The sequence below is a fragment of the Segniliparus rugosus ATCC BAA-974 genome (genome assembly GCF_000185725.2).
Classification (GTDB): domain Bacteria; phylum Actinomycetota; class Actinomycetes; order Mycobacteriales; family Mycobacteriaceae; genus Segniliparus; species Segniliparus rugosus.
The window spans coordinates 1,065,082-1,088,847 of the sequence record NZ_KI391954.1 but is presented as its reverse complement, the minus strand read 5'-3'; the positions used below and the strand labels follow the sequence as shown (position 1 = coordinate 1,088,847).

The 23,766-nt window shown below is 65.4% G+C and carries 21 protein-coding genes and 2 pseudogenes; 8 read left to right on the top strand and 15 right to left on the bottom strand.

Annotated elements, in window-relative coordinates:
* The first annotated feature begins 278 nt into the window (after positions 1-278).
* Positions 279-1,208 (top strand): alpha/beta hydrolase, encoded by a 930-nt coding sequence (locus HMPREF9336_RS14995; RefSeq protein WP_040585672.1) that lies wholly within the window; start codon positions 279-281, stop codon positions 1,206-1,208.
* 272 nt (positions 1,209-1,480) lie between these two features.
* Positions 1,481-3,433 carry a GMC family oxidoreductase N-terminal domain-containing protein gene (locus tag HMPREF9336_RS14990; protein ID WP_021030799.1) on the top strand — a complete coding sequence of 651 codons (1,953 nt, stop codon included), beginning with the start codon at positions 1,481-1,483 and terminating at the stop codon, positions 3,431-3,433.
* Between the two features lie 474 nt (positions 3,434-3,907).
* Here the strand turns inward: HMPREF9336_RS14990 and HMPREF9336_RS18725 are convergent, their stop codons facing one another.
* Together HMPREF9336_RS18725 and HMPREF9336_RS18720 are read right to left on the bottom strand one after the other, a co-directional pair.
* Positions 3,908-4,966 carry an alpha/beta hydrolase gene (locus HMPREF9336_RS18725; protein ID WP_007468492.1) on the bottom strand — a complete coding sequence of 353 codons (1,059 nt, stop codon included), beginning with the start codon at positions 4,964-4,966 and terminating at the stop codon, positions 3,908-3,910.
* Positions 4,967-5,061: 95 nt separating this feature from the next.
* On the bottom strand, positions 5,062-5,622 hold the full coding sequence (locus HMPREF9336_RS18720; RefSeq protein ID WP_007468490.1) for a hypothetical protein: 561 nt from the start codon (positions 5,620-5,622) through the stop codon (positions 5,062-5,064).
* A gap of 345 nt (positions 5,623-5,967) precedes the next feature.
* On the opposite strand from HMPREF9336_RS18720, the gene HMPREF9336_RS14975 reads away from it, so the two are divergent.
* On the top strand, positions 5,968-7,050 hold the full coding sequence (locus tag HMPREF9336_RS14975) for a GlxA family transcriptional regulator (RefSeq protein WP_007468488.1): 1,083 nt from the start codon (positions 5,968-5,970) through the stop codon (positions 7,048-7,050).
* 6 nt (positions 7,051-7,056) lie between these two features.
* A pseudogene (locus HMPREF9336_RS19120) lies at positions 7,057-7,773 on the top strand (DJ-1/PfpI family protein); the annotation flags it as partial.
* 421 nt (positions 7,774-8,194) lie between these two features.
* Here HMPREF9336_RS19120 and HMPREF9336_RS17660 read toward each other — a convergent pair.
* On the bottom strand, positions 8,195-8,782 hold the full coding sequence (locus tag HMPREF9336_RS17660) for a TetR/AcrR family transcriptional regulator (RefSeq protein WP_007468485.1): 588 nt from the start codon (positions 8,780-8,782) through the stop codon (positions 8,195-8,197).
* A gap of 112 nt (positions 8,783-8,894) precedes the next feature.
* On the opposite strand from HMPREF9336_RS17660, the gene HMPREF9336_RS14960 reads away from it, so the two are divergent.
* The gene (locus HMPREF9336_RS14960) at positions 8,895-9,707 is read left to right on the top strand and encodes an NADPH-dependent F420 reductase (RefSeq protein WP_007468483.1); all 813 of its coding nucleotides are present in this window, start codon (positions 8,895-8,897) and stop codon (positions 9,705-9,707) included.
* Between the two features lie 163 nt (positions 9,708-9,870).
* Here the strand turns inward: HMPREF9336_RS14960 and HMPREF9336_RS14955 are convergent, their stop codons facing one another.
* A complete protein-coding gene (locus HMPREF9336_RS14955; protein WP_007468482.1) occupies positions 9,871-10,827 on the bottom strand; it encodes a TIGR03619 family F420-dependent LLM class oxidoreductase in 957 nt (318 codons plus the stop codon).
* 391 nt (positions 10,828-11,218) lie between these two features.
* Here HMPREF9336_RS14955 and HMPREF9336_RS17655 point away from each other — a divergent pair, with 391 nt between their 5' ends.
* On the top strand, positions 11,219-11,842 hold the full coding sequence (locus HMPREF9336_RS17655; protein WP_007468480.1) for a TetR/AcrR family transcriptional regulator: 624 nt from the start codon (positions 11,219-11,221) through the stop codon (positions 11,840-11,842).
* Between the two features lie 12 nt (positions 11,843-11,854).
* Here the strand turns inward: HMPREF9336_RS17655 and HMPREF9336_RS14945 are convergent, their stop codons facing one another.
* The 6 genes and pseudogenes from HMPREF9336_RS14945 to HMPREF9336_RS14925 all read right to left on the bottom strand — a co-directional run bounded on the left by HMPREF9336_RS14945 (position 11,855) and on the right by HMPREF9336_RS14925 (position 17,817).
* The gene (locus HMPREF9336_RS14945) at positions 11,855-14,704 is read right to left on the bottom strand and encodes an MMPL/RND family transporter (protein WP_007468478.1); all 2,850 of its coding nucleotides are present in this window, start codon (positions 14,702-14,704) and stop codon (positions 11,855-11,857) included.
* Complete coding sequence (locus HMPREF9336_RS14940) at positions 14,701-15,144, bottom strand: MmpS family transport accessory protein (protein ID WP_021030794.1); 444 nt, start codon at positions 15,142-15,144, stop codon at positions 14,701-14,703. The genes HMPREF9336_RS14945 and HMPREF9336_RS14940 overlap by 4 nt, the downstream gene beginning before the upstream one ends.
* Positions 15,145-15,445: 301 nt before the next feature.
* Complete coding sequence (locus HMPREF9336_RS14935) at positions 15,446-16,291, bottom strand: alkylmercury lyase family protein (protein ID WP_021030793.1); 846 nt, start codon at positions 16,289-16,291, stop codon at positions 15,446-15,448.
* 173 nt (positions 16,292-16,464) lie between these two features.
* Positions 16,465-16,971, bottom strand: coding sequence for a TetR-like C-terminal domain-containing protein (locus HMPREF9336_RS14930; RefSeq protein WP_280110268.1), 507 nt, complete (start codon positions 16,969-16,971; stop codon positions 16,465-16,467).
* Positions 16,972-17,016: 45 nt separating this feature from the next.
* Positions 17,017-17,103 (bottom strand): annotated as a pseudogene (locus HMPREF9336_RS19230) (TetR family transcriptional regulator); the annotation flags it as partial.
* A gap of 165 nt (positions 17,104-17,268) precedes the next feature.
* Positions 17,269-17,817, bottom strand: coding sequence for a hypothetical protein (locus HMPREF9336_RS14925; RefSeq protein ID WP_156920428.1), 549 nt, complete (start codon positions 17,815-17,817; stop codon positions 17,269-17,271).
* 103 nt (positions 17,818-17,920) lie between these two features.
* Between HMPREF9336_RS14925 and HMPREF9336_RS14920 the strand changes: the two genes are divergently transcribed.
* The gene (locus tag HMPREF9336_RS14920; RefSeq protein ID WP_007468464.1) at positions 17,921-18,400 is read left to right on the top strand and encodes an SRPBCC family protein; all 480 of its coding nucleotides are present in this window, start codon (positions 17,921-17,923) and stop codon (positions 18,398-18,400) included.
* 291 nt (positions 18,401-18,691) lie between these two features.
* Here HMPREF9336_RS14920 and HMPREF9336_RS14915 read toward each other — a convergent pair whose 3' ends face one another.
* The 4 genes from HMPREF9336_RS14915 to HMPREF9336_RS18715 all read right to left on the bottom strand — a co-directional run bounded on the left by HMPREF9336_RS14915 (position 18,692) and on the right by HMPREF9336_RS18715 (position 22,469).
* Positions 18,692-19,018, bottom strand: coding sequence for a S24 family peptidase (locus tag HMPREF9336_RS14915; RefSeq protein WP_007468463.1), 327 nt, complete (start codon positions 19,016-19,018; stop codon positions 18,692-18,694).
* A gap of 79 nt (positions 19,019-19,097) precedes the next feature.
* Positions 19,098-20,744, bottom strand: coding sequence for an Nramp family divalent metal transporter (locus HMPREF9336_RS14910; RefSeq protein ID WP_007468462.1), 1,647 nt, complete (start codon positions 20,742-20,744; stop codon positions 19,098-19,100).
* Positions 20,737-22,038: a magnesium transporter MgtE N-terminal domain-containing protein gene (locus tag HMPREF9336_RS14905; RefSeq protein WP_007468460.1), complete on the bottom strand. Its 1,302-nt coding sequence runs from the start codon at positions 22,036-22,038 to the stop codon at positions 20,737-20,739. The genes HMPREF9336_RS14910 and HMPREF9336_RS14905 overlap by 8 nt, the downstream gene beginning before the upstream one ends.
* Before the next feature lie 266 nt (positions 22,039-22,304).
* Entirely contained in the window at positions 22,305-22,469 is a 165-nt protein-coding gene (locus tag HMPREF9336_RS18715; protein WP_007468457.1) for a hypothetical protein, read from the bottom strand.
* A gap of 125 nt (positions 22,470-22,594) precedes the next feature.
* Here HMPREF9336_RS18715 and HMPREF9336_RS14895 point away from each other — a divergent pair, with 125 nt between their 5' ends.
* Entirely contained in the window at positions 22,595-23,425 is an 831-nt protein-coding gene (locus HMPREF9336_RS14895; protein WP_007468454.1) for a class I SAM-dependent methyltransferase, read from the top strand.
* A gap of 21 nt (positions 23,426-23,446) precedes the next feature.
* Here HMPREF9336_RS14895 and HMPREF9336_RS19115 read toward each other — a convergent pair whose 3' ends face one another.
* Positions 23,447-23,752, bottom strand: coding sequence for a biotin/lipoyl-containing protein (locus tag HMPREF9336_RS19115; RefSeq protein WP_244431703.1), 306 nt, complete (start codon positions 23,750-23,752; stop codon positions 23,447-23,449).
* Positions 23,753-23,766 lie beyond the last annotated feature (14 nt).

Genomic DNA, 23,766 nt, shown 5'->3' with positions numbered 1-23,766 from the left:
CGCAGCCAGAACCAGGGCGAGGGGGCTCGCGCAAACCCCTCTCGCCAAGATTCCGACGAGCCCGAAAGCCCTCGAAGGAATCGCGAGCGACACCGGTCCGACCGGCCAACCTTCACCAGGGCGTTCGCCGCCCTCTTATAGGCGCGCATTCGCCCCCATAGACAGTTTGCGTAGAACAGTCCCATTTCCACCCAACTAACGGAAGATGTCGCGGGGAGAGCCGTTCGCAGACACGCCCGCCGAGCGACACCCCCGCAACTACGACCAAGGAGGCTTCGTTGACGAGCACGAGCACCCGCCGTGAGATCCGTTTCCCGTCCGGCGTGGGCGAATGCGCGGCGTGGGCCTATTCACCCGAAACCGATCCTACGGGCACGTCCCCGCCAGTAGTCGTCATGGCGCACGGGCTCGGCGGGGTCAAGGAAGTCCGCCTTGACGCGTTCGCCGAGCGATTCCGCTCGGCTGGATACTCTTGTTTGGTATTCGACTACCGCCATTTCGGCGAGAGCGGTGGCGAGCCGCGCGAGCTGCTCGACGTGCGGCTGCAACAAGAGGACTGGAGGAGCGCAGTCGCGTTCGCCCGTTCCCGTGACGGTTTCTCCGCAGACCGCGTCGTCCTGTGGGGCACCTCCTTCGCGGGCGGACACGTGATCGTCACCGCAGCGGATGATCCGAAGGTCGTCGCCGTGATCGCGCAGTGCCCGTTTACCGACGGGCCCGCCTCCGCTTTAGCGCTCAATCCGAGGGACAGCATCCGGCTCGCCCCGCAGGTGTTGCGGGATCTCGTCGCCATGTGGCGCCGACGCCCCCCGGTGCGAGTCCAGATAGACGGCCTGCCAGGACAGCTCGCGCTATTGACCGCGCGCGACACCAAGCCAGGCTACGAGATGCTCCTCGCAGCTTCCGGGATTTCAGATCTGCCGCGACGGGTACCCGCGCGCGCCGTTCCTCAGATCATGCGTTACATCCCTGGCAGACGCGCGAAGGATGTCCGATGCCCGATCCTATTCTGCGTCTGCGCACACGACTCCGTGGCACCCGCCCAAGCCTCAGTCCGCCATGCCCGCAAAGCGCCGCTCGGCGAAGTCAAGATCTATGACGCAGGTCATTTCGACATCTACCTCGGCGAGCACTTCGAGCGCGTGGTGGGCGATCAGATCGCCTTTCTGAACACGCACGTCCGCACCAGACTCGGCACACATCATTGAGCGCGGCACCCTGGCGACGCACACCGCCCCCGACCAATCGAAGTGACAAAACTTCCGCTGGCCCCATGAATCAATCGGCTGCACCAGCATGGCCAGACCGGTGGCCGGGACTGTTGGCTTCCTTCGCGAGGCACCGCCCCGTCAGATCAGACCCTACGCCATCCACATCCGCTGGTCCCGACACAGCCCGACAAGGCGGACGCGGATTTTGAATTTCAAATGAATTAGACCATGCAATAGGCGCGGAATTACAGAGAAAGGCTTTCCTGCTCATGTTACCTATCTCACCTCGACAACGTTTTGCTTTGGAATTGATCGCCGACACGTTCGCCCCCGGCGACGGAAACAGCACGCCTTCTGCCACCGGGTTAGGGTCGGTCGAGCTATCGTTGGCGTTCTTGGCGCGCAACCCGCGGGCCTTGGAGCTATCAGCGCTGAAGGGGGTGCTGAGCTCGTGGGACACACGGCTCGGGGGGCTGCTCATCTCTGGCCGCCCCCGCAAGTTCTCCGCCACCACCTTGAAAGAGCGCGAAAAAGTTTTGCTCGGCCTGGCGCAGTCCCGACTCTCGCAAAAACGCATGCTGTTCACGATATTGCGCAACGCGTTGCTGTTGCCGTATTACATCGAGCCCGGCAAGGACGAACGCTCGCCGGTGTGGGATTCTATTGGATATCCAGATGCGCCGTCATCGCCGACAGCCCCGGGCGACGGTCTTCATCCGTTGAGCGTCACCGGCGACCTGGAGTTGGGCTGCGATGTCGTGGTCGTGGGTTCCGGCGCGGGCGGAGGCACGGCAGCGGGTGTTCTCGCGGCGGCCGGCCTTGACGTCGTCATCGTCGAGGCCGGCGAGCACTACCGAGAAGAGGATTTCGACGGCACCGAGAAGACTGGGCTGCTCAACCTTTACGCGGGAGCCCCTATGCTCACCGCCGAAGGGCAGATCATGCTCCTGGCCGGAAGATGCGTCGGCGGCGGCACCGTCATCAATTACACGACCTGCTTCCGTACCCCCGACCGTGTGCGCGAGGAATGGGCCGCGCTCGGCGCCCGCCAATTCGCCGAAGACGAGTACGCTAACGCGCTGGACGTCGTCTGGAAGCGGCTGGGAGTCAACCGCGACTACGATCGCGCGGCGGGACGCGACGCGGTCATGGAACGAGGCTTACGCAATCTCGGATGGTCCGTAGGACCGACCGCGCGCAATGTGATCGGGTGCGATATGGGCGAACAATGCGGCCGATGCGGTATGGGCTGCCCGCTCGGAGCCAAGCTGTCAACGGCGAAGACTTGGCTGGCCGATGCCGTCTCCGCCGGAGCACGACTCGTGACAGGCGCGAGTGTCCGCGCAGTCGACACAATCAATGGCCGCGCATCTGGAGTGACCGCGATGACGTCCGCAGGCCACAGGGTGGCCGTCCGCGCCCGTGCTGTGGTCGTCGCCGCAGGAGCAATTCAGACTCCCGCCCTTCTCAAACGGTCGGGGCTGGGTAACCACAATATCGGCCGCCATCTCCGATTACACCCGGCTGTTGCAGTCTGGGGCCAGATTCGAGGATCTACGCCCCCGTGGGAGGGGAGCCTGCAGAGCCGCTACTCCGACCACCACTCCGACCTCGACGGCGACGGGTACGGAGTCATCTACGAGACGCTCCCGGCGACACCCGCATTCGCGGCGCCCGCGCTTCCCTGGCGCGGCGGACAGGCGCACCTTGCGTCCATGAGAGAACTCCGCTCGATGGTCCCGCTCGGAGTCCTCGTTCGAGATAAGGGAGCTGGCGAAGTGGCCATCGGCCGTGACGGCGAGCCGATCGTGCGCTATACTCTCTCCCGCCACGATGCCCGGCATCTGATGAGCGGTATAGAGGGAGCCGCCCGAATCTTGGAGGCGGCAGGAGCTCACAAAGTGATCGCGCCGCACTATGAAGGGATATTTTTCGAGCCCGGCAAGACTGGAACGGTCGATTCCTTCGCCGCCGCGTGTCGCGCCGCAGGCTCCGGTCCAGGCAGACTGAGCATGGCATCCTTGCACATCATGGGTTCGGCACGCATGGGAGCCAATCCCCGTGACAGCGCGACGAACCCAGATGGGGAGATATGGGGAGCCCCTGGAATCGTCATCGCCGATGGCTCTTGCTTCCCCACCGCGTCAGGAGTCAACCCCATGATCTCCATAGAAGCCGTTGCCCACATGAATGCGACCCGGCTCGCCGCCAGGCTCACATAACCAACGAGATCTGCTCGCAACGGCCAGCTCACTGCCCGCGAATGCACACAGCCGACAGGAAAAGCATTCGCCAGACCAAACGGGCGCGTAGCGCCAGTGAAAATGATGGAGATGCATTTCGAGTATTGACATTACGAGCACGTCGCGCGAAGCGGTACAGCACGGCTAGCCCTTATGCGCTTCCAGCGCTGATCTGCCAGGGCGTCCGCGCCCCGTCGCACGCCCGGCGCGGACGCCAACGCCCACCCGCCATCCGCGCCGTTCCGCTGCGATCTCCGGGATAAAATCTTGTAGCGAATCACGGCTTTCAGCCTGACCAAGGCTTTCCATCGCGTTCGATAGCCGCAAGACTCGCAACTAGCGCCCACCGACACGGGATTGCGGCGACACCTGACGCTCGTGGAAGCGCACTCGGCATTCCCACCGGATAGCCGCTTCAACGATGCGGCTTCGACCGACAAGGGATATTAGCGATCAAAACCAGCGGCCTGCTCCAGGCGCATCGTGGAGGGCGTTGCGGATGAATGAGCTGAACTCGTCGATGGCGTCGAACCCGTCGGGGAAAATGTGCGCGTCCATATGGAAGTCGTGCAGCGCTCTGTCCCAGATCTGAAGTTTCACGGGAACTCCGGCCACCTGGCATCGCTCGACGATCAGTTCCGAGTCGAGGCGGAGGACTTCATGGGAGCCGACTTGGAGAAAAACCGGCGGCAGATCAGAGAAGTCGCGGTTCCTCAGCGACCAACCGGGAGCGATTCCCCCCGCGCTTTCCACGGCCCATCGGACCGATAAGGAGTAGACATCCGCAGAGCAGAACCCTTCGCTCTTGTTGTTCGGATGCGCGAGCTTCTCAGCCAGATCGAACTCGGCGAACGGCGAGATCGCAGCGATGGCCCTCGGCGCCGGGAGCCCGCGCTCGCGACAGCTCAACGCCAAGAAGAAGCACAGCCCCGCGCCCACCGAATCCCCAGCCAGCACAATCCGCTCGGCGGGGATCCCTTCGGCCAGCAACAGCCGGTACGCGGCGAAGCAGTCTTCCAGCGTGTCCTCGATACGCGCTCCGTGCGGGATCTGCCGGTATTCGACGTTGAGCACTGGAGCGCCGCAGCCGCGCGCCACCCGGGCGACCATCCCCCGATGGGTGCGCAGGCCGCCGATGAGCAGGCCTCCTCCGTGGAGGTACAAGACCGCCGCCGGGTCAGCGGCCGAGCCCGGGTCGTCGATACCTGGCCCCCAAACCCACTCGGCCCTGAAATCTTGGAGATCAACTGGCCGCAACCGAGTGCCCGGAAGCGGCGGCAGCAGGACCTTGGGCAGAAACTTATTGACTCGTCCGCAGAAGCGCAGGATCTGGCCCTGAGTCATGATGTTGCGGTCGTACGCCCGCGCGACGAGGTCGAAAGACCTGCGGAACGTCGCACGGAGGAAATCATGGAACAGCCTCGTGCCAAGGCGAGTGGTCACCGTTTCCACCACTGCCGTCGAACGGCCCACGCTGTTCGTGCCTTCTCTCTGAGCCTTGGGCTCGTGCATGCTTATCGCCTTTCGGTTCTTTGCCATCCCATGAATCCTTGTGTCCACGATCGTCTTTTCGATTACGACAGCGATCCGCCCCGAGCCTGAAATAACTATGCCCCGCCGTCTCCACCTGCCTTCCTCCGAAGGACCTCGATTCCGAAGAACAGCAGCCAGAGCGGGACCACTGCCCCGGCGGCGGCCAGCAGGACGTCTGCGACCTCGCGGGCACCTGCGGCCTCGACCGCGAAATACGCTGCGTACAACGCTCCGACCAAACCGAGCAACCACCACGACTTGAACCTCGATCGCCGCAGCTGCGGCACGATAGCGAAAGCCCAGAAAGCCATCACCGGCCCCTCGAACCACCACAGGCCGCGCTGCGTCGAGTAGACGAGCGCGAGCCAGACGTGCTCCACCCCCGTCCGCACCGCAGCATCTGTGGAGCGATGGGCTTCGATCATCGGGCCGAGCGCCGCGAACTGACTCGAGGCGCCCGTGACGCCGAGGAGGACATAGACGACGATGCTGAGGGCGGCCATGTCCATCAACGCGCCGCTGCGCGGGCGTAGACGCCCCCAAAGGTAGCCCCCGATGATCAGGAAAGGCAAATAAAAGCTGAAGCAGTCGGCCAACATCCCCACTCGGAACCATCGCGCTGACGCGGCGGACATGGCCAACGCTTCTCCTGGCTCGAAAAAAGTTTTGAGATCGAAGCCCGACGCGATCGCTGTGGCGGCGACAGTGAGCCACGCCAGCGCTGCGGCCACGATTGCCGTCCACCCCGCCAGCTGCCATCCTGCGCCCGGATCCGATCCATCGACAGGGCGCGAGGTTGCGGGCGATTGGCCTGGGGCCGGGGAATCGACAGGGAAGCTCTCGCGCATGAGGACCATCATGGGAGGCCCCCGGCACGACGTCCATGACACATGTCTTGCGGTTCCAGCCAAGGGCGGCTTGGCTGGAACCGCAAGACATGTGTCATGGACGCCAAAACGCGGCACGCACATCATAGATGTATGACCACCCGCTCCAGACTCGTCCAACTCGTGGTGTTCGACGGTTTCGAGTTGCTCGACCTCGCCGGACCGGCCGATGTCTTCAACGCCGCGACGGTTCTCGCGGGCGAGCCCTTGTACGACGTGGAAGTGGTGGCCGCGCAAGCTGGTCTCGTGCGCGCTCTGAACGGCGTGGAGGTCAACGCGCCCCTCGTTGTCGGCGGCGACGAGAGACCTGTGGACACCGTGCTGGTGGCGGGCGGACTCTCTTTCCATCGAGCGAACGCAGACAACGATCTGATCGGGGGCATCCGACGTGTCGCCGATCGGGCACGTCGGGTGGGCTCGGTCTGCGCGGGCGCGTTCCTGCTCGCGGAAGCCGGCCTGTTGCGGGGCCGGACGGTCACCACCCATTGGGCGGGAAGCGCTCTGCTGGCAGAACGATATCCCGACATCTGCGTGGAACCCGACCGCATTTACGTCCAGGACGGCCAGATCTGGACCTCGGCGGGCGTGTCCGCGGGCATCGACCTCGCGATCGCCCTGGTCGCCGCCGACCACGGGCCCGATCTCGCGCGCGAGATATCCCGATGGCTCGTCGTCTATCTGCACCGGCCCGGCGGCCAAAGCCAGTTCAGCGTGCCGGTCGCGGCGGGTCCGCCGCGTTTGGAGCCGTTGCGCGCCCTGCAGGCGTGGATCGAGGAGAACCTCGCCTCCGACCTCTCGTTGGAAGCCCTCGCCCGGCAGGCCCAGATGAGCACCCGTCATTTCTCTCGAGTCTTCGCCGCGCAGTTTGGGACGACGCCGGCCCGCTATGTGGAAGCGACCCGAGTCGCGGCAGCGCGCCGGCTGCTGGAGACCACAGACCTGACGTTGGACCGAGTCGCGGTTGCGGTCGGGCTGGGCCGCGCCGAAACCCTGTACCGGATATTCCAACGCCTACTCGGCGTGGCTCCAGGCCAGTACCGTGAGCGGTTCTCGCGCCCTCGACCCGGCCAGACCACCCCGCTCACCGCGCCCCTTGGCCTTGAAGCGCATCGCGACGATGTGGCAGTGCTCGGCGAGCTCTCTTCAGGCACGCCTTATCAGATATCGAAAGGATGACCCCTCGTGCAAATCGTTTTCGTCGTATATCCGGGAATGACCGCGCTCGACATGATCGGACCCTACGAGGTGCTCCGGGCATTGCCTGATGCGGAAGTGCGTTTCGTCTGGCACGAGCCCGGCCCTATCGTCACGGACTCGGGGGTGTTGCTCTTCGGCGCAACCCACTCGTTCGCCGAGACATCCCGGCCCGACATCGTCCTGGTGCCGGGCTCGGGCACCTCCACCGCGTCCACCGCTCGAGATGAGGCACTACTCGCGTGGCTACGGGAAGTCCATGAGACCACGCGATGGACGCTCTCCGTCTGCAGCGGCTCCGTCATCCTCGCGGCGGCGGGCCTGCTCAGGGGGAAGAAGGCCACGTCGCACTGGCGCGCGCTGGACCTGTTGCGGCCGTTCGGGGCTTCTCCCCAACCCCATTCGCGCATCGTCTCGGCCGGCAAGATCACAACGGCCGCCGGCGTGTCCGCAGGAATGGACTTGGCGCTCTTCATGGTTGGCGAGATAGCGGGGCCTGGGTACGCTAAGGCGCTGCAGCTCGCCCTAGAATACGACCCGCAACCCCCGTTCGACTCTGGGCACATGAGCAAAGCCTCGTTGAAGACGAAAACCCAGGCGCATGCGATTATGGCGAAACACGGCATGTTCAAACCGGCTGAGATGGCAGCGGGCACGCGTCTCCTCTGGGACGCGGCGCTCATGCGAGTGCGTCAAGGCCGCCGCCCCGCCCCCCCTGCCCCTCCGAGTGGGCGCGCGCAACCCATCCTGACCACGCTCGACGGCTTCGAACGGGCGAGACGCGCCAGCAGCCGGTTGACTCCAGCAGAAAGACACCGTTTGCCCAGCACGGTCGGGACTTGCCAAGCAGCCAAGATCCTCGCTCCCTCCGAAAGATCGGGGCGTGCCAGAGGCACATGCGTGTTGTGTCACGAGCGAGAGAGCGTGTCAGCGTCCGTCTGGCCGCTGACAGCGCGCGTCTCGTCCGACTGCGGCGAGAAGCCGGGTGAGCGGCTCGAGCTCGTCGAGCACGAGACGAGCGGGCACCCCTGACGAGGAGAGAACGGGAGCGCGCCGTCGGTGTCGCCGAAGTGGTTCCGCGCTGGACCGCACCGCGAAACCCTGGCCACGTTTCAAATCGACGTCTTCAGCCTTCCCGCCCGCGGACCAGTTCGAGGCAGCGGTCGACCATGCGGTGGGCCGCCTCGGCAGGCAGGCCGCCGCCAGGCCGCTCGGCGCAGTTCGACGCGAATTTGATCACTTCTCTCAGGCCGCCCGCAAGGAACGCGGCAAGCACCTCTGCCGCCTCGTCCTCGATGGCCGATGACCCGCTGTGTTCGCCCCTGGCCCGAGCGAGGGGCCTGCATATCTCCACGAGCAGTTCGTGGAAGAAGTCCGCGAGACGCTCAGACGCCGCGCTCGGGCGGAGGTTGCGGGCGATCGGCTCGCAACCTATGGAGATGTCCACGAGCCGGTGGACACGACTGGATGGGTCGTCGACCTCGCCGTCGAACACGGCCGCTCGGATCATGTCGATCATCGCCGAGGCCACGACATCGTCGCGGTCGGCGAAATGCAAATAGAAAACCTGCCGGCTCGCCGAAGCCCGTTCGGCGATCTCGAGCACGGAGATGGACTCGATCCGGCGCTCGCGCACCAACGCGAGGGCTGCTTCTTTCAATTTCGCCTGGACTCGCACGGAACGGGGGTCCAGGCTCCTCGCCCGAGATGGCATAACTCCTACCTCCGACGCTCTCGTTGACAGTTGCCCATATTATCGGTACGGTCAAGTCATAGGCATATGCCTATGACTTGCAAGCGCCCATACCGGAAGGAAGAACCCCGCCATGACTGAAATCGGTGTTATCGGAGCCGGGCTGCTCGGCGGGACGCTCGCCCGCCAGATCGCTGCGGCCGGGCATCGCGTGGCCGTGGCAAACTCCCGTTCGCCGAGCACGATATCCGACCTCGCAGGCGACGGCGTCACTGTTGGTTGGGCCAACGAGGTGGCGGCGAGCGCTGAAATCCTGTTCCTCGTGCTGCCCTACAGCGCGATCCCGGCTTCCGCGCAGATGTTGGCGGAATTCGTTCCGCCCAGAGCCATCGTCGTGGACGCAGGCAATTACTATCCGGGACGAGACGGGGCAGTGCCCGGCCTCGAGGACGAGAATCCTATCCCAGACACGGCGTGGGTGGCCGAGACCATCGGCAGGCAAGTGTTCAAAGCCTTCAACAGCATCACCTACACCAGCCTGACGAACCTCCGGCTGCCGAAAGGAGCGCCGAACCGTGTCGGGTTGCCGGTCGCGGGCGCAGAGGGAGAAGCCAAACAGCGGCTCTTCGAGCTGGTCGACGGGATCGGATTCGACCCAGTCGACGGCGGAACGCTCGCGCAGTCGTGGCGTCAACAGCCCGGGTCGCCCATCTACTGCACCGATCTCCCAACTGTCGAAGTAAAAAGACACCTCCACGAGGCCAAAGACGAGGACGCTGCCGCCTACCGCGAGAACCGCCGCACATACGACGACACGACCGCCGCGGGGTACGAGCGCATCCGTTCGCTCCGCGCCCAAGGGCTGACGTTCGACGCGATTCTCGACGCGATGGCAGAAGACTACGAACAAACCATGATGAAAGTGCACGAAGCCCAGAAGAAATAAACCGCGCGAGCCCCACTACGAAATTGCCTCTGCCCGCAAAACACGCCACCCCACGATAGGCAGACACTCGAAGGGCTCCCCACGGCCACGCCTGGGATTGTCCGGTACCGTGCGAGCAATCCGGCGTGGCGTCCCGGCTTGGGGCGCTGGGCACTGCGCGTCGTCACAGGCGGGGGGCGCGCGCCGGGATGTCTGCGATTTCGTTCGCGAGCTGCTCGATGGTCGCGAGTTCTGTCCCGTCTTGTTGCCCCGAGGGCAGCGCGGCTTGCGCAATGCCGAGTCTGCCGTAGATGAACCTGTGTTTGACGGGATCGACGATGACGGCACTCGAGCCGAGCTCTTCGAGCCTGCTCAGGTCTTCTCGGATCTGCTCCGGGTTCCCCACGCCCAGGGGGCGCTCGTCCACCGGGACCGCCTTCTCTGTGATCGTCAGGGTGATTCGAGGCGCGACCTCGGGCGTGTCGCGGCCTTCGGCCTCGGCGAGTTCCGCGAGCTTGCGTTTGCCCGTCGCGAGCGCTTCGAGCGTTGGGAACGTGGGATGCCAAGCCGCGCCGAAACGCGCGGCGCGGCGCAGCGCAGCGTCTGACGCGCCCCCCACCCAGATGGGCGGCCCGCCAGGCCGTGCTGGAGCTGGGCCGGGCAGAAGGTCGTCGAACCGCAAAAACTCCCCCTCGAATGACCAATCGCCGGCCCACATCCGCGTGATCGCGGCCAAGTACTCGTCCGTCATCGCCCCTCGGCGCGAGAAGTCCACGCCGAGGGAGGCGTACTCGTCGCTCGACCCGCCGACTCCCACCCCGAACACCATCCGGCCACCGCTGAGCCTGTCGACCGTCGCCGCCGCCCGAGCGGTCAGCAGCGGATGGCGCAGCGGCAGCACCACCACTGTCGTCCCGATCCGGATCCGCGACGTCACAGCCGACAAAAACGAGAGTGAGGCGAACGCCTCGAAGAAGTCCTCGTCGTACACCTGTCGGACCTGCGCGGGCTGAGTCACATGGTCGGTCACCATCGCGTACTCGAACCCCAACCGCTCAACGGCCTGCGCCCAAGCCCGCAGCTTCTCCGCAGATGTGCCATCGCCGTAGTTCGGCACCGCCACTCCAAAATCCACTGCCACTCCTGCAAGCATTCTCGTTCCTGCCAATTGTATGGTTAGCCCGACGGCTTTCAGGGTGCGGAATGTGGCGCTGACAGCGCGCTCCTCCTCTTGATGAGAGGAACAGGCCGCGCCTTCGAGGGTTCCCAAACTGGCGAAAAACGCTTCTTCCTGGAGTTGAAACCGGCCGTATGACAGACATCAGCAGTAGTCATATCTGACCGCCAATCACTACTCGAAACCCGACAACCCTGTCAAGGCTGGCGGGAGAACGGCGGTGTTGCCAGGCGCGGACGACCCCCGCGCCGTAAAAGGCGTTCTCATCCGCCCTGGGCGACAGGAATGTTCTGATAAAATGGCCTTTTAGCTCACCAGAGGCAGCTCGGCGAAGAGGACTGGGATCGGTCAGACTATGACGACGCGCGCGCAAAGCTCAGATCCTCGTGCGATAAAAGCCCGGGCCGCGATTCTTGACGCGTCGTTCAAGCTGATCTCCCGCCGCGCGGTCGACACGATTTCGGTGCACGATATCACCGAGAACGCCAAGGTCGGCCCCGCCACGTTCTATCGTCATTTTCGTGACCGCGACGACGCGGTCTACCACGCTGTCATGCGGTCTTTCGGTTCGTCGCTCGATTCGGTGGAGATCGCCTCCCGGAGCGAAGCGGTCGACCGTGTCCTGCAACTCATGAGATTCGCGTTCGAGAACGCGAATCTCATGCGCAATATCCGCCCCAGCAAAACATACGAGCTGGTCCTCGAAGCCTACCGAGAGGCGCTCCGAGGGCCCGGGGGGAAGATGATCGAGTACGAGATCCTCACCTGGGGCGTCGAAGACGATCCGGCGCTCCCCCACGTGATCATGGAGATGATGTTGGGCGGGCTGATGGGATTGATACAGCGGAGGCTCAGCGCCGAGGCCCCGCTCGACGAGGACCACGTCGTCTTGCGCGCGCTGCGCACCGCGCTAGAAGCGACCGGGGGGCATCGCCCCGCCGGCCTTCCCGCGCTGACGTGGCCCGCCTCCGCGAACTAGGCCCCGACTCGCTCATCGGGGCGCGTCGTGCCGAGGACGCCAGCGCACCACTCGCGGCCACCAGAACCACGGCCCGAGGATCCGCGCTATGGCCGGGACGATGAACGTGCGCACGACGAAGGTGTCGAGCAGCAGCCCGACGCAGATCGTGGAGCCCAGCTGTGGCATGACCTTCATCTCGTTGGGCACCATCGAGAGCATGGTGAACGCGAACACCATGCCAGCGGAGGTCACGACCCCGCCCGTGCTGCCGAGCGATCGGATCAAGCCCGTCTTCAATCCGCCGTGGATCTCCTCCTTCATACGGGAGATCAACAACATATTGTAGTCCGATCCGACAGCCACCAGGAGGATGAAGGAGATCGGCATGACCATCCAGTGCAGCGGCAGGCCGATGACATCCTGCCAGGCGAGGACTGAGAGGCCGAGCGCGCCGAGGAACGAGAAGGCGACGGTGAACAAGATGGTGAGCGCGGCCCCGATGCTTCCCGTCATGGTCAGCATGATCAAGAAGATCAGCGCGAACGCGGTGATCGCAGCGATGGTCAAGTCCGACTCGACGTACTGCTCGATATCACGGGCGTTCGTGCCTGCGCCGCCGAGATAGATCTTCGAGTTCGCCAGGGAGGTTCCCTTCACGGCTTCGCGCGCCGCGCTTGAGATCGCTTGGACGTGCTTGATGCCTTCGGCGCTCTGCGCCTCGCCCTCATGCGTGATGATCAGTTCGGCGGTCTTGCCGTCCGGGGACACCAGCATGCCCAGGGCGAGTTTGAAGTCGGGGTTGGCGAAGACGTCTTTAGATATATAGAACGTGCTGTCGTCGCCGGATTTGTTGAAGTCCTTCCCGATGTCCAGCGAGTCCTTGAGATTCTGCTCGGTCTGGTCGTTGGACAGCTGCGACCTGCCATGGTCCTCGTCCTGCATGGAATTCAGCGCCGCAGTCATGTCGTTAGTGGTCTTCGTGAGGGCCGCCAGCTGCGGGGCGAGGGCGTTCAACTCGTCCGTGGTCGTCGCTTGAAAGGCCATACTCTCGCTCATTTTGTCGATGCTGTCGAGCATGTCGAACATCGAGCGGCCCACCCAGCACCACGGCAGGTCGTAGCAGTTCGTCTCCCAGTAGAAGTAGGCCCGCAGCGGCCTGATGAAGTCGTCGAGGGTCCCGATTTCCGTGACCATGTCTTGCATCATGGGGACCATGTTGTTGTCCGTGTTCTCGGCGATGGCTTTGTTCAGCGCGTTCTGTTTGGCCGTGAGCTTGGCGAGCTCGTACGCGACGGCGTTCATCCTCTTGTTCATCTCCAGCCGCAGGTCTGACGCGTCGTTCCCGGCTTTGGTGAATGGGAGCTGCAATCCTTGTCCGCTGGCCTGCTGGCTGATCATCTGCGCGAGGGACGAGAAGTCCATGGGCCGGCCCTGCCCTCTGGTGATGCTTTGGACGAGTTCGACGCCAGGGGTGTGGAAGATCTTTTTCGACACGTTCTCCAGAGCAATGAAATCGGCCGGGTTCCGTATGTCGTGGTCCGCTTCGATCAGCAGGATCTCGCTGTTCAGCTTGCCTTTCGCGAAATGCCGGTCCGCAGCGAGGAAACCCTCGTTGGCCGGGGTGTTAGGCGGCTGGAAATCGAGGTCGTTGTACTTCGGCGCGTACGTCGGCACGAACACGGCCCCGACCATGACCACCGCGCAGCTCGCCGCCAGGATCGGCGCGGGCCAACGGACCACGCTGGCCCCGATCCGCCGGTACAGGCGCGTCTTGGCCTTGCGCTTCGGCTCGAAGAGACCGAACCGGTTGCCGACGACGAGCAAGGCCGGGCCGAGCGTGAGCGCCGCCAACACGGCGACGAGCATCGCCACAGCGCACGCCGGGCCCATGGTTTTGAAGTAGTCGAGCCGCGCGAAGCTCAGACAGTACGACGCCCCGGCGATCGTCAGACCTGAGCCCAGGATCACGGGAGCAACCCCTTGGAACGCGGTGTAGTAGGCGTCCTCGCGGCTTTGGCGCGCCAGTCGCGCTTCGTGGTATCGGCCGACGAGGAAAATGCAATAATCCGTTCCTGCGCCCATGATCAAATTCGCCACCATGGCGGTGGCGAACGAGGAGGTCCCGATCAATCCGGCTTCTACGAGCGCCGCGACGGTCTGGTTGCCGATCATCAGCTCGCACAGAACCGTGATCAGCGCGAACAACATCGTGAAGATCGAGCGGTAGACGATCAGCAGCATCCCGACGATCACCGCGACCGTGACGAGCAGCACTTTCTCCATGCTCGCGGTGCCGACTTTGAGCAGATCGGTCATGATCGGCGCGGCGCCGCTGACATACACTTTGAGCCCGGCGGGCGGTGGATTCTTATTGACGATATCCCGGACGGCGGAGACGGACTCGTTCGCGAGGGCCTCGCCGATATTGCCGGCGAGCGTCACGCTCACATACGCGGCCTTGCCGTCCTCGCTCTGCGCGCTCGCGGCGGTGACAGTCTTCCCCCAGAAGTCCATGACATATCGGACGTGCTTCTTGTCCTGTTCCATTCGCCGGACCAAGCCGATGTAGTACGCGCGGTCTCCCTCGTCGAGGACGCGGCCGGGCGTCTCGAGCACGATCATCAACGAAGCGGTCGAATCGTATCCGTGGAATTGCTTGCCGAGCTCGACTAGCGCGCGTTGGCCCGGGGCGTCCATGGGGACCACGGCTCCGGCGTGCTCCTCAGTCACCTTCGCCAAACTCGGCACGCCCATGACCAGCCCTATGGCGGCGAGAGCCCAAAAGATCACGAGTGGGACGGCGAGCGCCCGGATCGTTTTGGCGAAGAAGGTGCGTTTTTGGGCGTGCTCCATGTCCAAAGGGACCTCTTTCGCGCTCATGCGGACTTCACCTGGCAGGTGACCGCCGCAGCTGCGTGGTCCTCTGCCTTCTCGTCGCGGACATCGCCGTCCACCGTGATCCGGCAACGCAAAGAGCTGGCCTTGGTCTGTCCCATGAGCGTGGCCGACATCGATGGGAGCGTGGTGGTCTCGGTGTGAGACCACGGCAACGCGGACTGGTCCTGCCGCGGAGCGCCGTCCGCGTCCAAATAGCTGACCGTCACCCCCGCGCCCGCAGGCCCGAGCAACTCGTATGTCACTCGCCTGACGGTGAGAACCTTCGCGGCCTCGATGCCGTTCGCTCCCTGGATAAACATCGCGGGCTCATAGGCCTCCCGCACTTTCACCACGCCGACCGCCGCGAGCGCGGTCACTGTGACGAAGACAAGCGGTATCCACCCACGCCGCAAGAGCCCCCTGCCGATTGCACGTGAACTCATCCTTCTCACTCCTCGCCCAGCGTCTCTGACCTAGCGCCTCTTGCGCAGATGGGGATGCCCACTCAGCACGACGGATTTCCCGCCAGCCGCAGATCAAAGCCATCGTCCACGCCCTGCCGATTTCCATTTCGGATACAACCGTATCACACTTTGGATACACGTCTATCCTACTTCGGATAGATATATCTCACAGATTGACCGACGCTCGGCCGCCCGCTCGGACACAGGGGCATTTGGGAGCCCGTGGCCGCTGGTCGAGCCATGCTGCCGCAATCCCTTTCAAACTGGATTCGCTCCGGCGTCAGAGGAGGCGGTAGCGGAAGTAGTTGCCGAGGCCGTTCCGTTTCCAGTCGAGCGCCATCTTGGGCGTCGGCAGCCAGAATGGGTCCGGGATTGGGATCCCGAGCCATGCGGAACGGCTCAGCCCCAAGCTGCGCGCACGGAAGATCATCGTCAGCAGCGGTATGCGGGGCTGGTAGCCATAGTCGAGCCTGCCTTTTGCGAGCGACGCGCCGATCAGGCGCGACATCTCGTCGGGCGACCGCGTGATACCTGCGGCCTCGGGATGGCCGCGGCGCCATTGCTCGGCCGCGACCTCGGTCGCGAAGAAACTGTTGTAGTCGCACCACCCCACGACGCGATGGGGCATCTCTCGCAAGGGGCGCCCCAGGTGCACGCGCAACGTCTTCGGCGCGTAATCCAGCAGGACGCCATCGCGTCCCACGAGGCGCACCGGCTGTCCGGTCTGCCTGCACACCGAGTCCACGACCACCTCCGAGCCCGGGAACTGGCTCGATATCGCGCACGCTTCGACGGCGCACTCGGCGTACCACTTCTGCTCCCCGTCGACGGTGACGCGGTAATGGTTCTCGAACGCCGCGAACGGGCGCGCGTACACGATCTCTCCCATCCCCGGCTGCCGCGTCGCCAACGCCTCGCCCTGGAAGAACGCGCTATCTGCGTGCTCCTCGTCTTGACGAGCCAGGCAGATAGCGCCTTCGAGGGCGCGGATGTTGGCGGACAGCTCCTCGTCGGACAATCCGAACCCTTCGCGCAATTCGGCGATCGCCGGAGCGGTGCCGCTCTCCCAGATCTGGTCCATAACGCGCTGACGGATCGCACACGCCTCAGCGGATAGTTTTGCCATCGCCACCTCCATTGGCTCGACTGCGCGGCGGATGCATCTCGCCACATTGTGATCGCCACTTATATCGTGAGCGGCGATCACATTATAAGTCGTCGAACGACTCCGTGTCAATCACGGCCACTACACAGCGACCTCGCGGACCGCTCGAAGCCCTGCCCGCCGTCGACAGGAGCTCAAGCAAGGTCCGGCAACAGCGCGACGCGCTCGCGGGAGAAACCCATCCCGACCATGACGGTGCGCAGGTGCGCAGCGTAGAGCTCGTCGACGCTGCCGATAAGCCGCGACGCGCTGCCGAAGACCTCGCCGACGAGAAAGCCGAGGACGGAGCAGAAGCCGTTCACGGCGATCGCCGCCCGACGGAGGCCCTGCGCCCCACCCTGGCCGAAAAGGAAATATGCGCCGAGCTCGCCCGGAACGGGGTCGACGGGCGAGAAGCAGCCGTCCGTGTCAGCCGACCCTTCGCGCAGAGCTTCGTCGAAGGCCGTGTAGACGATCGCGATCACACGCCCGGCGGCGGGACCGGTGGCTTCCGTCTCTGCCCGGAAGCCGGGGATGGGGGTGCCGAAGAGCAGCGCAAACTCATTTCTGTTAGCCAAGGCCCAGCGGCGGAACGCGTGAAACGCCGCCCAAAACCGCACATCGGCGGGATCAGCCGCGTGCGATTCGACGGCGGCCGCCATCGCATCGCCGAGCTCGGCGTACCCGTCCACGCACAACGCGCTGATCAGCTCGGCCTGGCTCGAGAAATACCGATACACGGCCGCAGGGGCCATCCCCATCTCCCTCGTCACCCCGCGCAACGACAATGCTCCGACCCCCCTTCCGCCAGTTGCTCGCGCGCGAGCGACTTGATCTCTGCGAGGGTCTCCCGCCTGCGGGTGTCGCGGCGCGAAGGCTTCGTCGGCTCTCCTGTTGTCATGACAACCATGATCCTATCGCTCCCCGCACCATAGCGAAGCGGGCCCGTGATAGCGCTTTCAGAATTTAACCATGGGAAGAGGGCGGGACGGATTCTCTCGGAGTCCCCGCGCGAAGGCCCGCGCGAGCGCCCTATGCAAACCCACGTCGGGGAAGCGCGAGAGCAGTCTCCGATAGTCCTCCCTACGCACGTTGGAGAAGGCGCGCAAACGGAACACATCAGAGCTGTCCGCCCTCCGCATGGCCTCGACTAGCGGATGCGGGTGCCGGGCCGGGCGCACGCGGTGGTGCTCATCTATCATCGCATCGACCAGCGGCGCGAATCCCCGCTCCTCCTCCCGCAGCTCGGCGAGGGCCCGCCGCCTCGACAAGAGAAGGTAGTCCCAGGTGTTGTCGAACCAAATCGCGGAATCGTGGAAATACGCCGCGACAGCCACGGGGCGCGCGGTCTCCTCGTCCAACGGGACCTGCAGGTCGATCAGGCCGACTACCCGCTGAACGTGCCCCCGGTACGTCGCGAGGTCTTCGCCGAATACTTCCGCGTCGCGCTGGAAGAGCTCGTCGACTTCGCGATGCGCCAGTTCGGCCGCTTCATGGTCGTTGGTCACGATCCGCTCCTGGGTCATCCGATTCAGCGTTATAGTGGTCGGTGTTCACTATAGCACTAGCGATCACTAATGCCGCGACGCGGCTGGATCGGAGGAGGACACCATGTTCAGAGGACAAGCTTCGGTTGACATCGCGGCGCCGGCTGAGGTCGTGTACGACCTCGTCGCCGACCCGGCCAACATGAGCAGGCTCAGCCCGGAGGCGCGGAGCGTGCGTTGGACCGGTGGGCACACCAGCGCGGAACCGGGCGCCCGGTTCCGGGGCACGAACCGCTCCCGCGGCGTGTGGTGGCCGCGCACCGGCGTCGTCACGGAGGCAGAGCGCGGCGTGGTGTACGCCTTCAAGACGGAGCGGGGCCGGCTTTTCTACGACGACTTCGCGGTGTGGCGGTACGAGTTCGAGCGCACCGGACAGTCTAGCGTGCGGGTCACCGAGAGCTTCGTCGTCGACGGGGCGAGATGGCTCATGGCGCTTTGGACAACCATGCGGCGGCCTCAGGAACTCCAGCTCGGCGTCGAGAAAACGCTCGACAACCTCAAACGCCTCGCCGAGTCCAACGCACTCCCGGAGGGGAGTCTGTGATCCACAGCTGGATGCCATGTCGAGCGCCGAAGCGCGCAATGAGGCGCCCGGCGATCTTGTCGGCACGGGAGGTGCTCCGCTCGCGGTTTTGGAATTGTCTGGAACAAGCTGGTCCAAGCCGCCTCCAGATGACTCAAGCTCTGCGTAGCCCAGCCGGGCAGCGCGGGAAATCCCGCCCGATTGACACGGCGAAACCAGAACCCCTCGTGAGCTGTGACGGGCGCCTACCGCGCCTGCGAATAGATCGACTCCTTGCCGTCCACGTCCACCAGCGCGGCCACAAGGCCCCGGTCATCGGACACGGTTGACCGCCCACGTCGCCACGCCCCACACCGCGTCCGGCGCCTCAAGGGCAGCCTGCCGCAGCCGCGTGACGACGAAGCCGTCCTCTCCCGTCGAGGCGACCACGACAGATCCAAGGCGCGGTTCGAGGGAGTGGTCCACCACCAGGAGCGATTCGGGCAAGATCCCCGCCTCGGCCAACGCGTCGCCCCGCGCCCGCCAGCAGAACGTCGCCCCCGGCCGGGGGGCCACGAGCGCGGACAAGTCCAAAGCCCGAGCCTCGTAATCCGCCGCAGGAGAGGGCCATCCTGAGAACGTGCGTTCGATACCGTCCATCGCTCTAGTAGAACATGGATTCGACTATCGCGCAAGCCCTTCCGCGGCGGCCGCCGCGCCCGGGGCCCGGCCGAGCGCGCTAGGCGCCCTTGCCGAGCTGGACCGCCTTGACCACCAGAAGGACCGCGCCGATGACGAGGTACGCGCGCAGGGCGAGCATGGAGAGCTTCGTCCCTGTCGACCATCTCACCGGCTTGAGCAGGGCCAACGGCGGCATGCGCCAGGTCATCTTCGCGGCGGGGCTGAACGTGGGCGGCTCCGGCTGCGCGGGTTGCGGGCGCAGCCGCTCGTACAGCTTGAAGCCCGCCCATGCGAGGATCGCGGCGATCGCGATGGCCCCGGCCAGCCACCAGGTCAGCGCGACCACGTCGAGCCCGTCGGGGAACAACGTGGTCGCCATGAGGATCCCGGACAAGAGCAGCAGCACGGCCACGGTGACGCCCGCGGCGATGTTGAGCCATGGCCGGTTCACCCACGGGCCGAGCACCTCGCGGTCGTTGCACAAGAGCAGCAGGAAGACGCTCGCGCTCGGCAGGAGGAGCCCGGCGAGCGCCTGCACCGCCTGGGTGATCAGGCCCAGCGGCGCGCCGGGGATCAGCGGGACCGCCGCCGCGACGACGATCATCGCCGTGTAGGAGAAGTAGAACTGCTTGGCGTCCTTGAAGCTCCGGTGCAGCGAATGCTTGAGCCCGAACACGTCGCCGAAGGCGTAACTGGTCGAGAGCGTCACCGCAGCGGCCCCGATGATGCTCGCGTCCAGGAGGACGACCGCGAACAAGTGGCCCATCCACGGCGCGTGCTGGCCCAAGAGGTCCGCGATGATCTTCACGCCGTCGTCGTCGTCCCAGTCGGAGCGCCTGCCGCCCGGAGCGGAGCGGGCCGCGTAGTCGGCGATCATCACCAGCGCGGCGGCTCCGATCACCACGACGAAGGAGCCGATCACCGTGTCGGCGCGCTCGTAGCCGATGAACCTCGGCGTGATGCGCTTGTCGACGATGTTGGACTGCTGGAAGAAGAGCTGCCACGGGGCGACCGTCGTTCCGACCATCGCGATGATGAGCAGGATCGAGGCCGAGTTCAGCCCGCCCTCGATGCTGGGGACGACGAAGCCGCGCCCGGCGCGGCCCCACTGCGGCTCGCAGAAGAAGAGCAGCGGAACCTGCAGCAGGGCCACCGCGATGAACGCGAACATGGCGCGCTCCCAGCGCCGGAAGTTGCCGCTCGCCATGATCGCGATCAGCGCCACCGCGGCGGTCGGCACCACGACGTACTTGGATACCCCGAGATGGTCGGCGGCGAGGGAGATGCCGATGAACTCCGTGATGATGGTCAGGAAGTTCAACAGGAACAAGTCGCCAACGGAGAACCAGCCCCAGCCCCTGCCGAAGCGCTCGTTGATGAGCCGCGCGTGCCCGACGCCCGTGACCGCGCCGAGGCGCACCACCATCTCCTGGTTGATGATGAGCACCGGGATCAACAGGAGCAGCACCCACAAGAGGGAGTAGCCGTACACCTGCCCGGCCTGGGCGTACGTCGCCACGCCGCCCGCGTCGTTGTCGCCGACCATGACGATGAGCCCCGGGCCCATGATCGCCAACAGCGTCATCGCCCGCTGCTTGAAGCCTTGGTTGTTGTGCGCCTCGTCGACCTTGATCTTCCCGAAGGCGCCTTCGATGTCGCCGAGGTGCGCCGAGTCGAGGACCGCCGATTTCTGCTGCTCAGTCACCGGAGCCCCCCGAAGCGGCTTCAGAGTCGCCCGCGACCGCCTCGCCGCGTGGATCCGGGGTGCGTCTGCGCCAGTCCTCGGGGATGATCTCCTCGAGGACGTCGTCCACAGTCACGACGCCGAGGATTTTGCCCTCGTGGTCCACCACTGGGATAGTGGGCAAGTTGTAATCGTCCATGAGCAGGGCGACGTCTTCGAGGTCTGTTTCCGGGAGGACGCGCACCGGGTCGTCGTCCATCACCGAGGAGAGCTGCGCGTCCGGCTCGGACTGCAGGAGGGTGATCACTTCGACGACGCCGCTCAGCTGGCCCGTCTCGTTCACGACGTGCACGGTGACCAGGGACTCCGGCTCGAAGTCCTTCGCCGCCGCGATAGCCTCGACGGCCTGGCGGACCGTGTTCGCCGGAGGCAGGGCGATCACGTCGGTGTTCATCCGCCCGCCCGCGCTGCCGGGGTTGAAGCCCATGAGCGTGAGCACCTTGGTCCGCTGCCCCGCGGGGAGCAGGTCGAGCACCCGCTGGCGGCGGGACTGGCGCAGCTCGCTGATCGCGTCGGCCGCGTCGTCCGCCTCCATGTGGGCGAGCACGCCCGCGACCTCGTCGTCGCTCATCGAGCCGAGCAGCTTGGTGGCGTGGTCGGGGTCGAGCTCCTCGAACACGTCGGCTTCCAGCTCGGGGTCGGCGCTGACCTGTTCGAGGATCTCCTCGCCCTCGGCCTTGTCCGCCTCCTCCAAAAGGTCCGCGAGGTCGGCGGGGTGCAGCTTCGCCAAGAGCCCTTGCTTGCCGCGCAGCAGCGCGCTCGGGTTGTGCCCGATGAGCGGGGCGAACGCCTTCCAGTCCCTGCCGGGGTGCCCGTCGCCTTGCCGGACGAGGCCGAAGAACCTGGCCGGACGGCGGGTGTCGAGACGGGCGAGGACCCATCCCTCTGGCGTCTTCTCCAGCTCCACGTCCCACGCGCGGACCAGCTCCACCTCCGCGACGTCGATCAGCCGGTGGTCGAGGATGTCCGAGGACAGCAGCACCTCGCCCTCCCTGCGCTCGAAGCTGCGCAGGTCGACCCGCTCGGAGGCGAGCTGGGCCCCGTTCTGCGTGAGCGCCGCGACCTGGTCGTTGGCGATGTACACGCGCCTGCCGCCGACCTGCGCGACCAAGCCCGTGACGAGCGGATAGTCCGCGCCGCGCAGCCGCACGATCACATCGTCCACCCTGCCGACCGTTTCGCCGGAACGAGCGGTCAGCGGACTTCGCAGGAGCCCGGAGAGGTGGAGGACGGCAACGGTTCCCTGCTCGCTCATAATCAGCGCCTTCCTTTGGCCCCGCGCGCGGGGAGGGATGAGACTTTGGACCGGGACTAAGGATGCCTTGTCCTGCTCCCATCCTCAACACCGGGGCTCGGCGGGGCGAAACCCTGGTCTCGCCACCTGCCTGCTTCGGAGACCCACGTCACTGCGGACCACGCCCGGCAGGCCTCGGGCCGAGGAAGGCGACAAGGGGGACAAGGGATCGGCGGACTTCCTCCGTGCCCGGCTTTATCCGCCTCTCCCCCGGCCAAAAGCGGGGGCTACGAGCTCGAGCTCGACGTCTTCCGCTTGAGCCAGCCGATGACCGCCGTGGCGACGAACAACAGCGCCCCGACATAGACCAACCACGCCAATGTTTTCACAAAGAGCCCCACGATCGTCAAAACCAACCACACGACCAGAAGAAAACCTATCAACGCAAGCATGTTCCCATCTTACCCGCACAACGCGCCCGCCGCAGCTCGAGCGGAACCCCGAGCAGCCGGATTCCGCTGGAGTAGCCTCCCGGTAAGGGGCCAGCGCGCCGTCCGACGCAACCGAGGAGAGCCAGATGACCGCCGACGAGAAAGTCCAGATCGACTTCAGCGGACCGATGCAGACCTGCCTGCTCACCCTCTACGGCAAGGCCCTCGACGCGAGGGCGGCCCAGCCCTTGCTGGGCGACCGGTTCGCCGCAGCGGCCGTCGACCGGCTGGACTACGATTTCTCCCAGATCAAAAGTCCGAAACGGCTCCAAGCCGCCGCGGCCTCGCGGAGCAAATATTTCGACGACCACGTGCGCAAGTTTCTCGCCGAGCGCCCGCGTTCGACGGTCCTGCACCTGGGAGCCGGGCTGGACGCCAGGGTGTGGCGCGTCGACCCCGGCCCGGAGACGGATTGGATCGACGTCGACCTCCCGGAGGTCGTCGCGGCGCGGGAAAAACTCTTCCCCGCCCGAGAGCGCTACCGCGCGTTCGGAGCCTCTGTCGTCGACCCCGCCGTGCTGGAGCAGGCCTCGCCGGACCTTCCCGTCTTAGTCGTTGCCGAAGGGCTGACGATGTACCTCGACCCCGGCGAGGGCCAGGATCTTTTCCGCCGGACCGCCGAGCGCTTCCCCTCCGGGAGCATCGTCTTCGACACGCAATCCAAACTCGCCAACCGGATGGTGGACAGGCTGCTCCGTCGCGTTTTCGGGCAGCCGATGATGCGTTGGCCGATCAACGACCTCGCAGCGCTCGCCGCGAGCCTGCCTCGGACCCGATGCGTCGAAGCCTTCAGCGCGATCGAGGTCTCCGCCAAGACCACACCGATGAGCCGGTCCCAGCGAGTCGGCGCGGCGATCATGCTCGCGATCCCGCCGCTGCGGAACATCGGCCACTACGCGCGGTTCGACTTCGGCTAACGACACGGCGAAGCTGCGCCCTCACTCGATGACGAGCAGCAGGTCGCCGCCTTCCACCCGCGCGGTCGTCGTGACCGCGATCCGGGCGACTTTGCCGGTCCTCGGCGCGGTGATCGCCGCCTCCATCTTCATCGCCTCGATGGTCGCGACCGTGTCGCCCTCCTCGACAGCCTGCCCTTGCTCCACCGAGACGGCGACAGTCCCCGCGAACGGCGAGGGCACATGCCCCGGATTGCTCCGGTCCGCCTTCTCCGCCGCGACCACCTCGCTCTCGATGGAGCGATCCCGCGCCTGCACCGGGCGCAGCTGCCCGTTGAGCAGGAACATCACCGTCCGCATGC

Bases quoted from the DNA above. Each gene is read 5' to 3' on its own strand.
- HMPREF9336_RS14990 (WP_021030799.1), top strand. From the start codon at position 1,481: ATGTTACCTATCTCACCTCGACAACGTTTTGCTTTGGAATTGATCGCC.
- HMPREF9336_RS18725 (WP_007468492.1), bottom strand. From the start codon at position 4,966: ATGCACGAGCCCAAGGCTCAGAGAGAAGGCACGAACAGCGTGGGCCGT.
- HMPREF9336_RS18720 (WP_007468490.1), bottom strand. From the start codon at position 5,622: ATGTCCGCCGCGTCAGCGCGATGGTTCCGAGTGGGGATGTTGGCCGAC.
- HMPREF9336_RS14975 (WP_007468488.1), top strand. From the start codon at position 5,968: ATGACCACCCGCTCCAGACTCGTCCAACTCGTGGTGTTCGACGGTTTC.
- HMPREF9336_RS17660 (WP_007468485.1), bottom strand. From the start codon at position 8,782: ATGCCATCTCGGGCGAGGAGCCTGGACCCCCGTTCCGTGCGAGTCCAG.
- HMPREF9336_RS14960 (WP_007468483.1), top strand. From the start codon at position 8,895: ATGACTGAAATCGGTGTTATCGGAGCCGGGCTGCTCGGCGGGACGCTC.
- HMPREF9336_RS17655 (WP_007468480.1), top strand. From the start codon at position 11,219: ATGACGACGCGCGCGCAAAGCTCAGATCCTCGTGCGATAAAAGCCCGG.
- HMPREF9336_RS14945 (WP_007468478.1), bottom strand. From the start codon at position 14,704: ATGAGCGCGAAAGAGGTCCCTTTGGACATGGAGCACGCCCAAAAACGC.
- HMPREF9336_RS14940 (WP_021030794.1), bottom strand. From the start codon at position 15,144: ATGAGTTCACGTGCAATCGGCAGGGGGCTCTTGCGGCGTGGGTGGATA.
- HMPREF9336_RS14935 (WP_021030793.1), bottom strand. From the start codon at position 16,291: ATGGCAAAACTATCCGCTGAGGCGTGTGCGATCCGTCAGCGCGTTATG.
- HMPREF9336_RS14930 (WP_280110268.1), bottom strand. From the start codon at position 16,971: ATGGCGGCCGCCGTCGAATCGCACGCGGCTGATCCCGCCGATGTGCGG.
- HMPREF9336_RS14920 (WP_007468464.1), top strand. From the start codon at position 17,921: ATGTTCAGAGGACAAGCTTCGGTTGACATCGCGGCGCCGGCTGAGGTC.
- HMPREF9336_RS14915 (WP_007468463.1), bottom strand. From the start codon at position 19,018: ATGGACGGTATCGAACGCACGTTCTCAGGATGGCCCTCTCCTGCGGCG.
- HMPREF9336_RS14905 (WP_007468460.1), bottom strand. From the start codon at position 22,038: ATGAGCGAGCAGGGAACCGTTGCCGTCCTCCACCTCTCCGGGCTCCTG.
- HMPREF9336_RS18715 (WP_007468457.1), bottom strand. From the start codon at position 22,469: ATGCTTGCGTTGATAGGTTTTCTTCTGGTCGTGTGGTTGGTTTTGACG.
- HMPREF9336_RS14895 (WP_007468454.1), top strand. From the start codon at position 22,595: ATGACCGCCGACGAGAAAGTCCAGATCGACTTCAGCGGACCGATGCAG.
- HMPREF9336_RS19115 (WP_244431703.1), bottom strand. From the start codon at position 23,752: ATGTTCCTGCTCAACGGGCAGCTGCGCCCGGTGCAGGCGCGGGATCGC.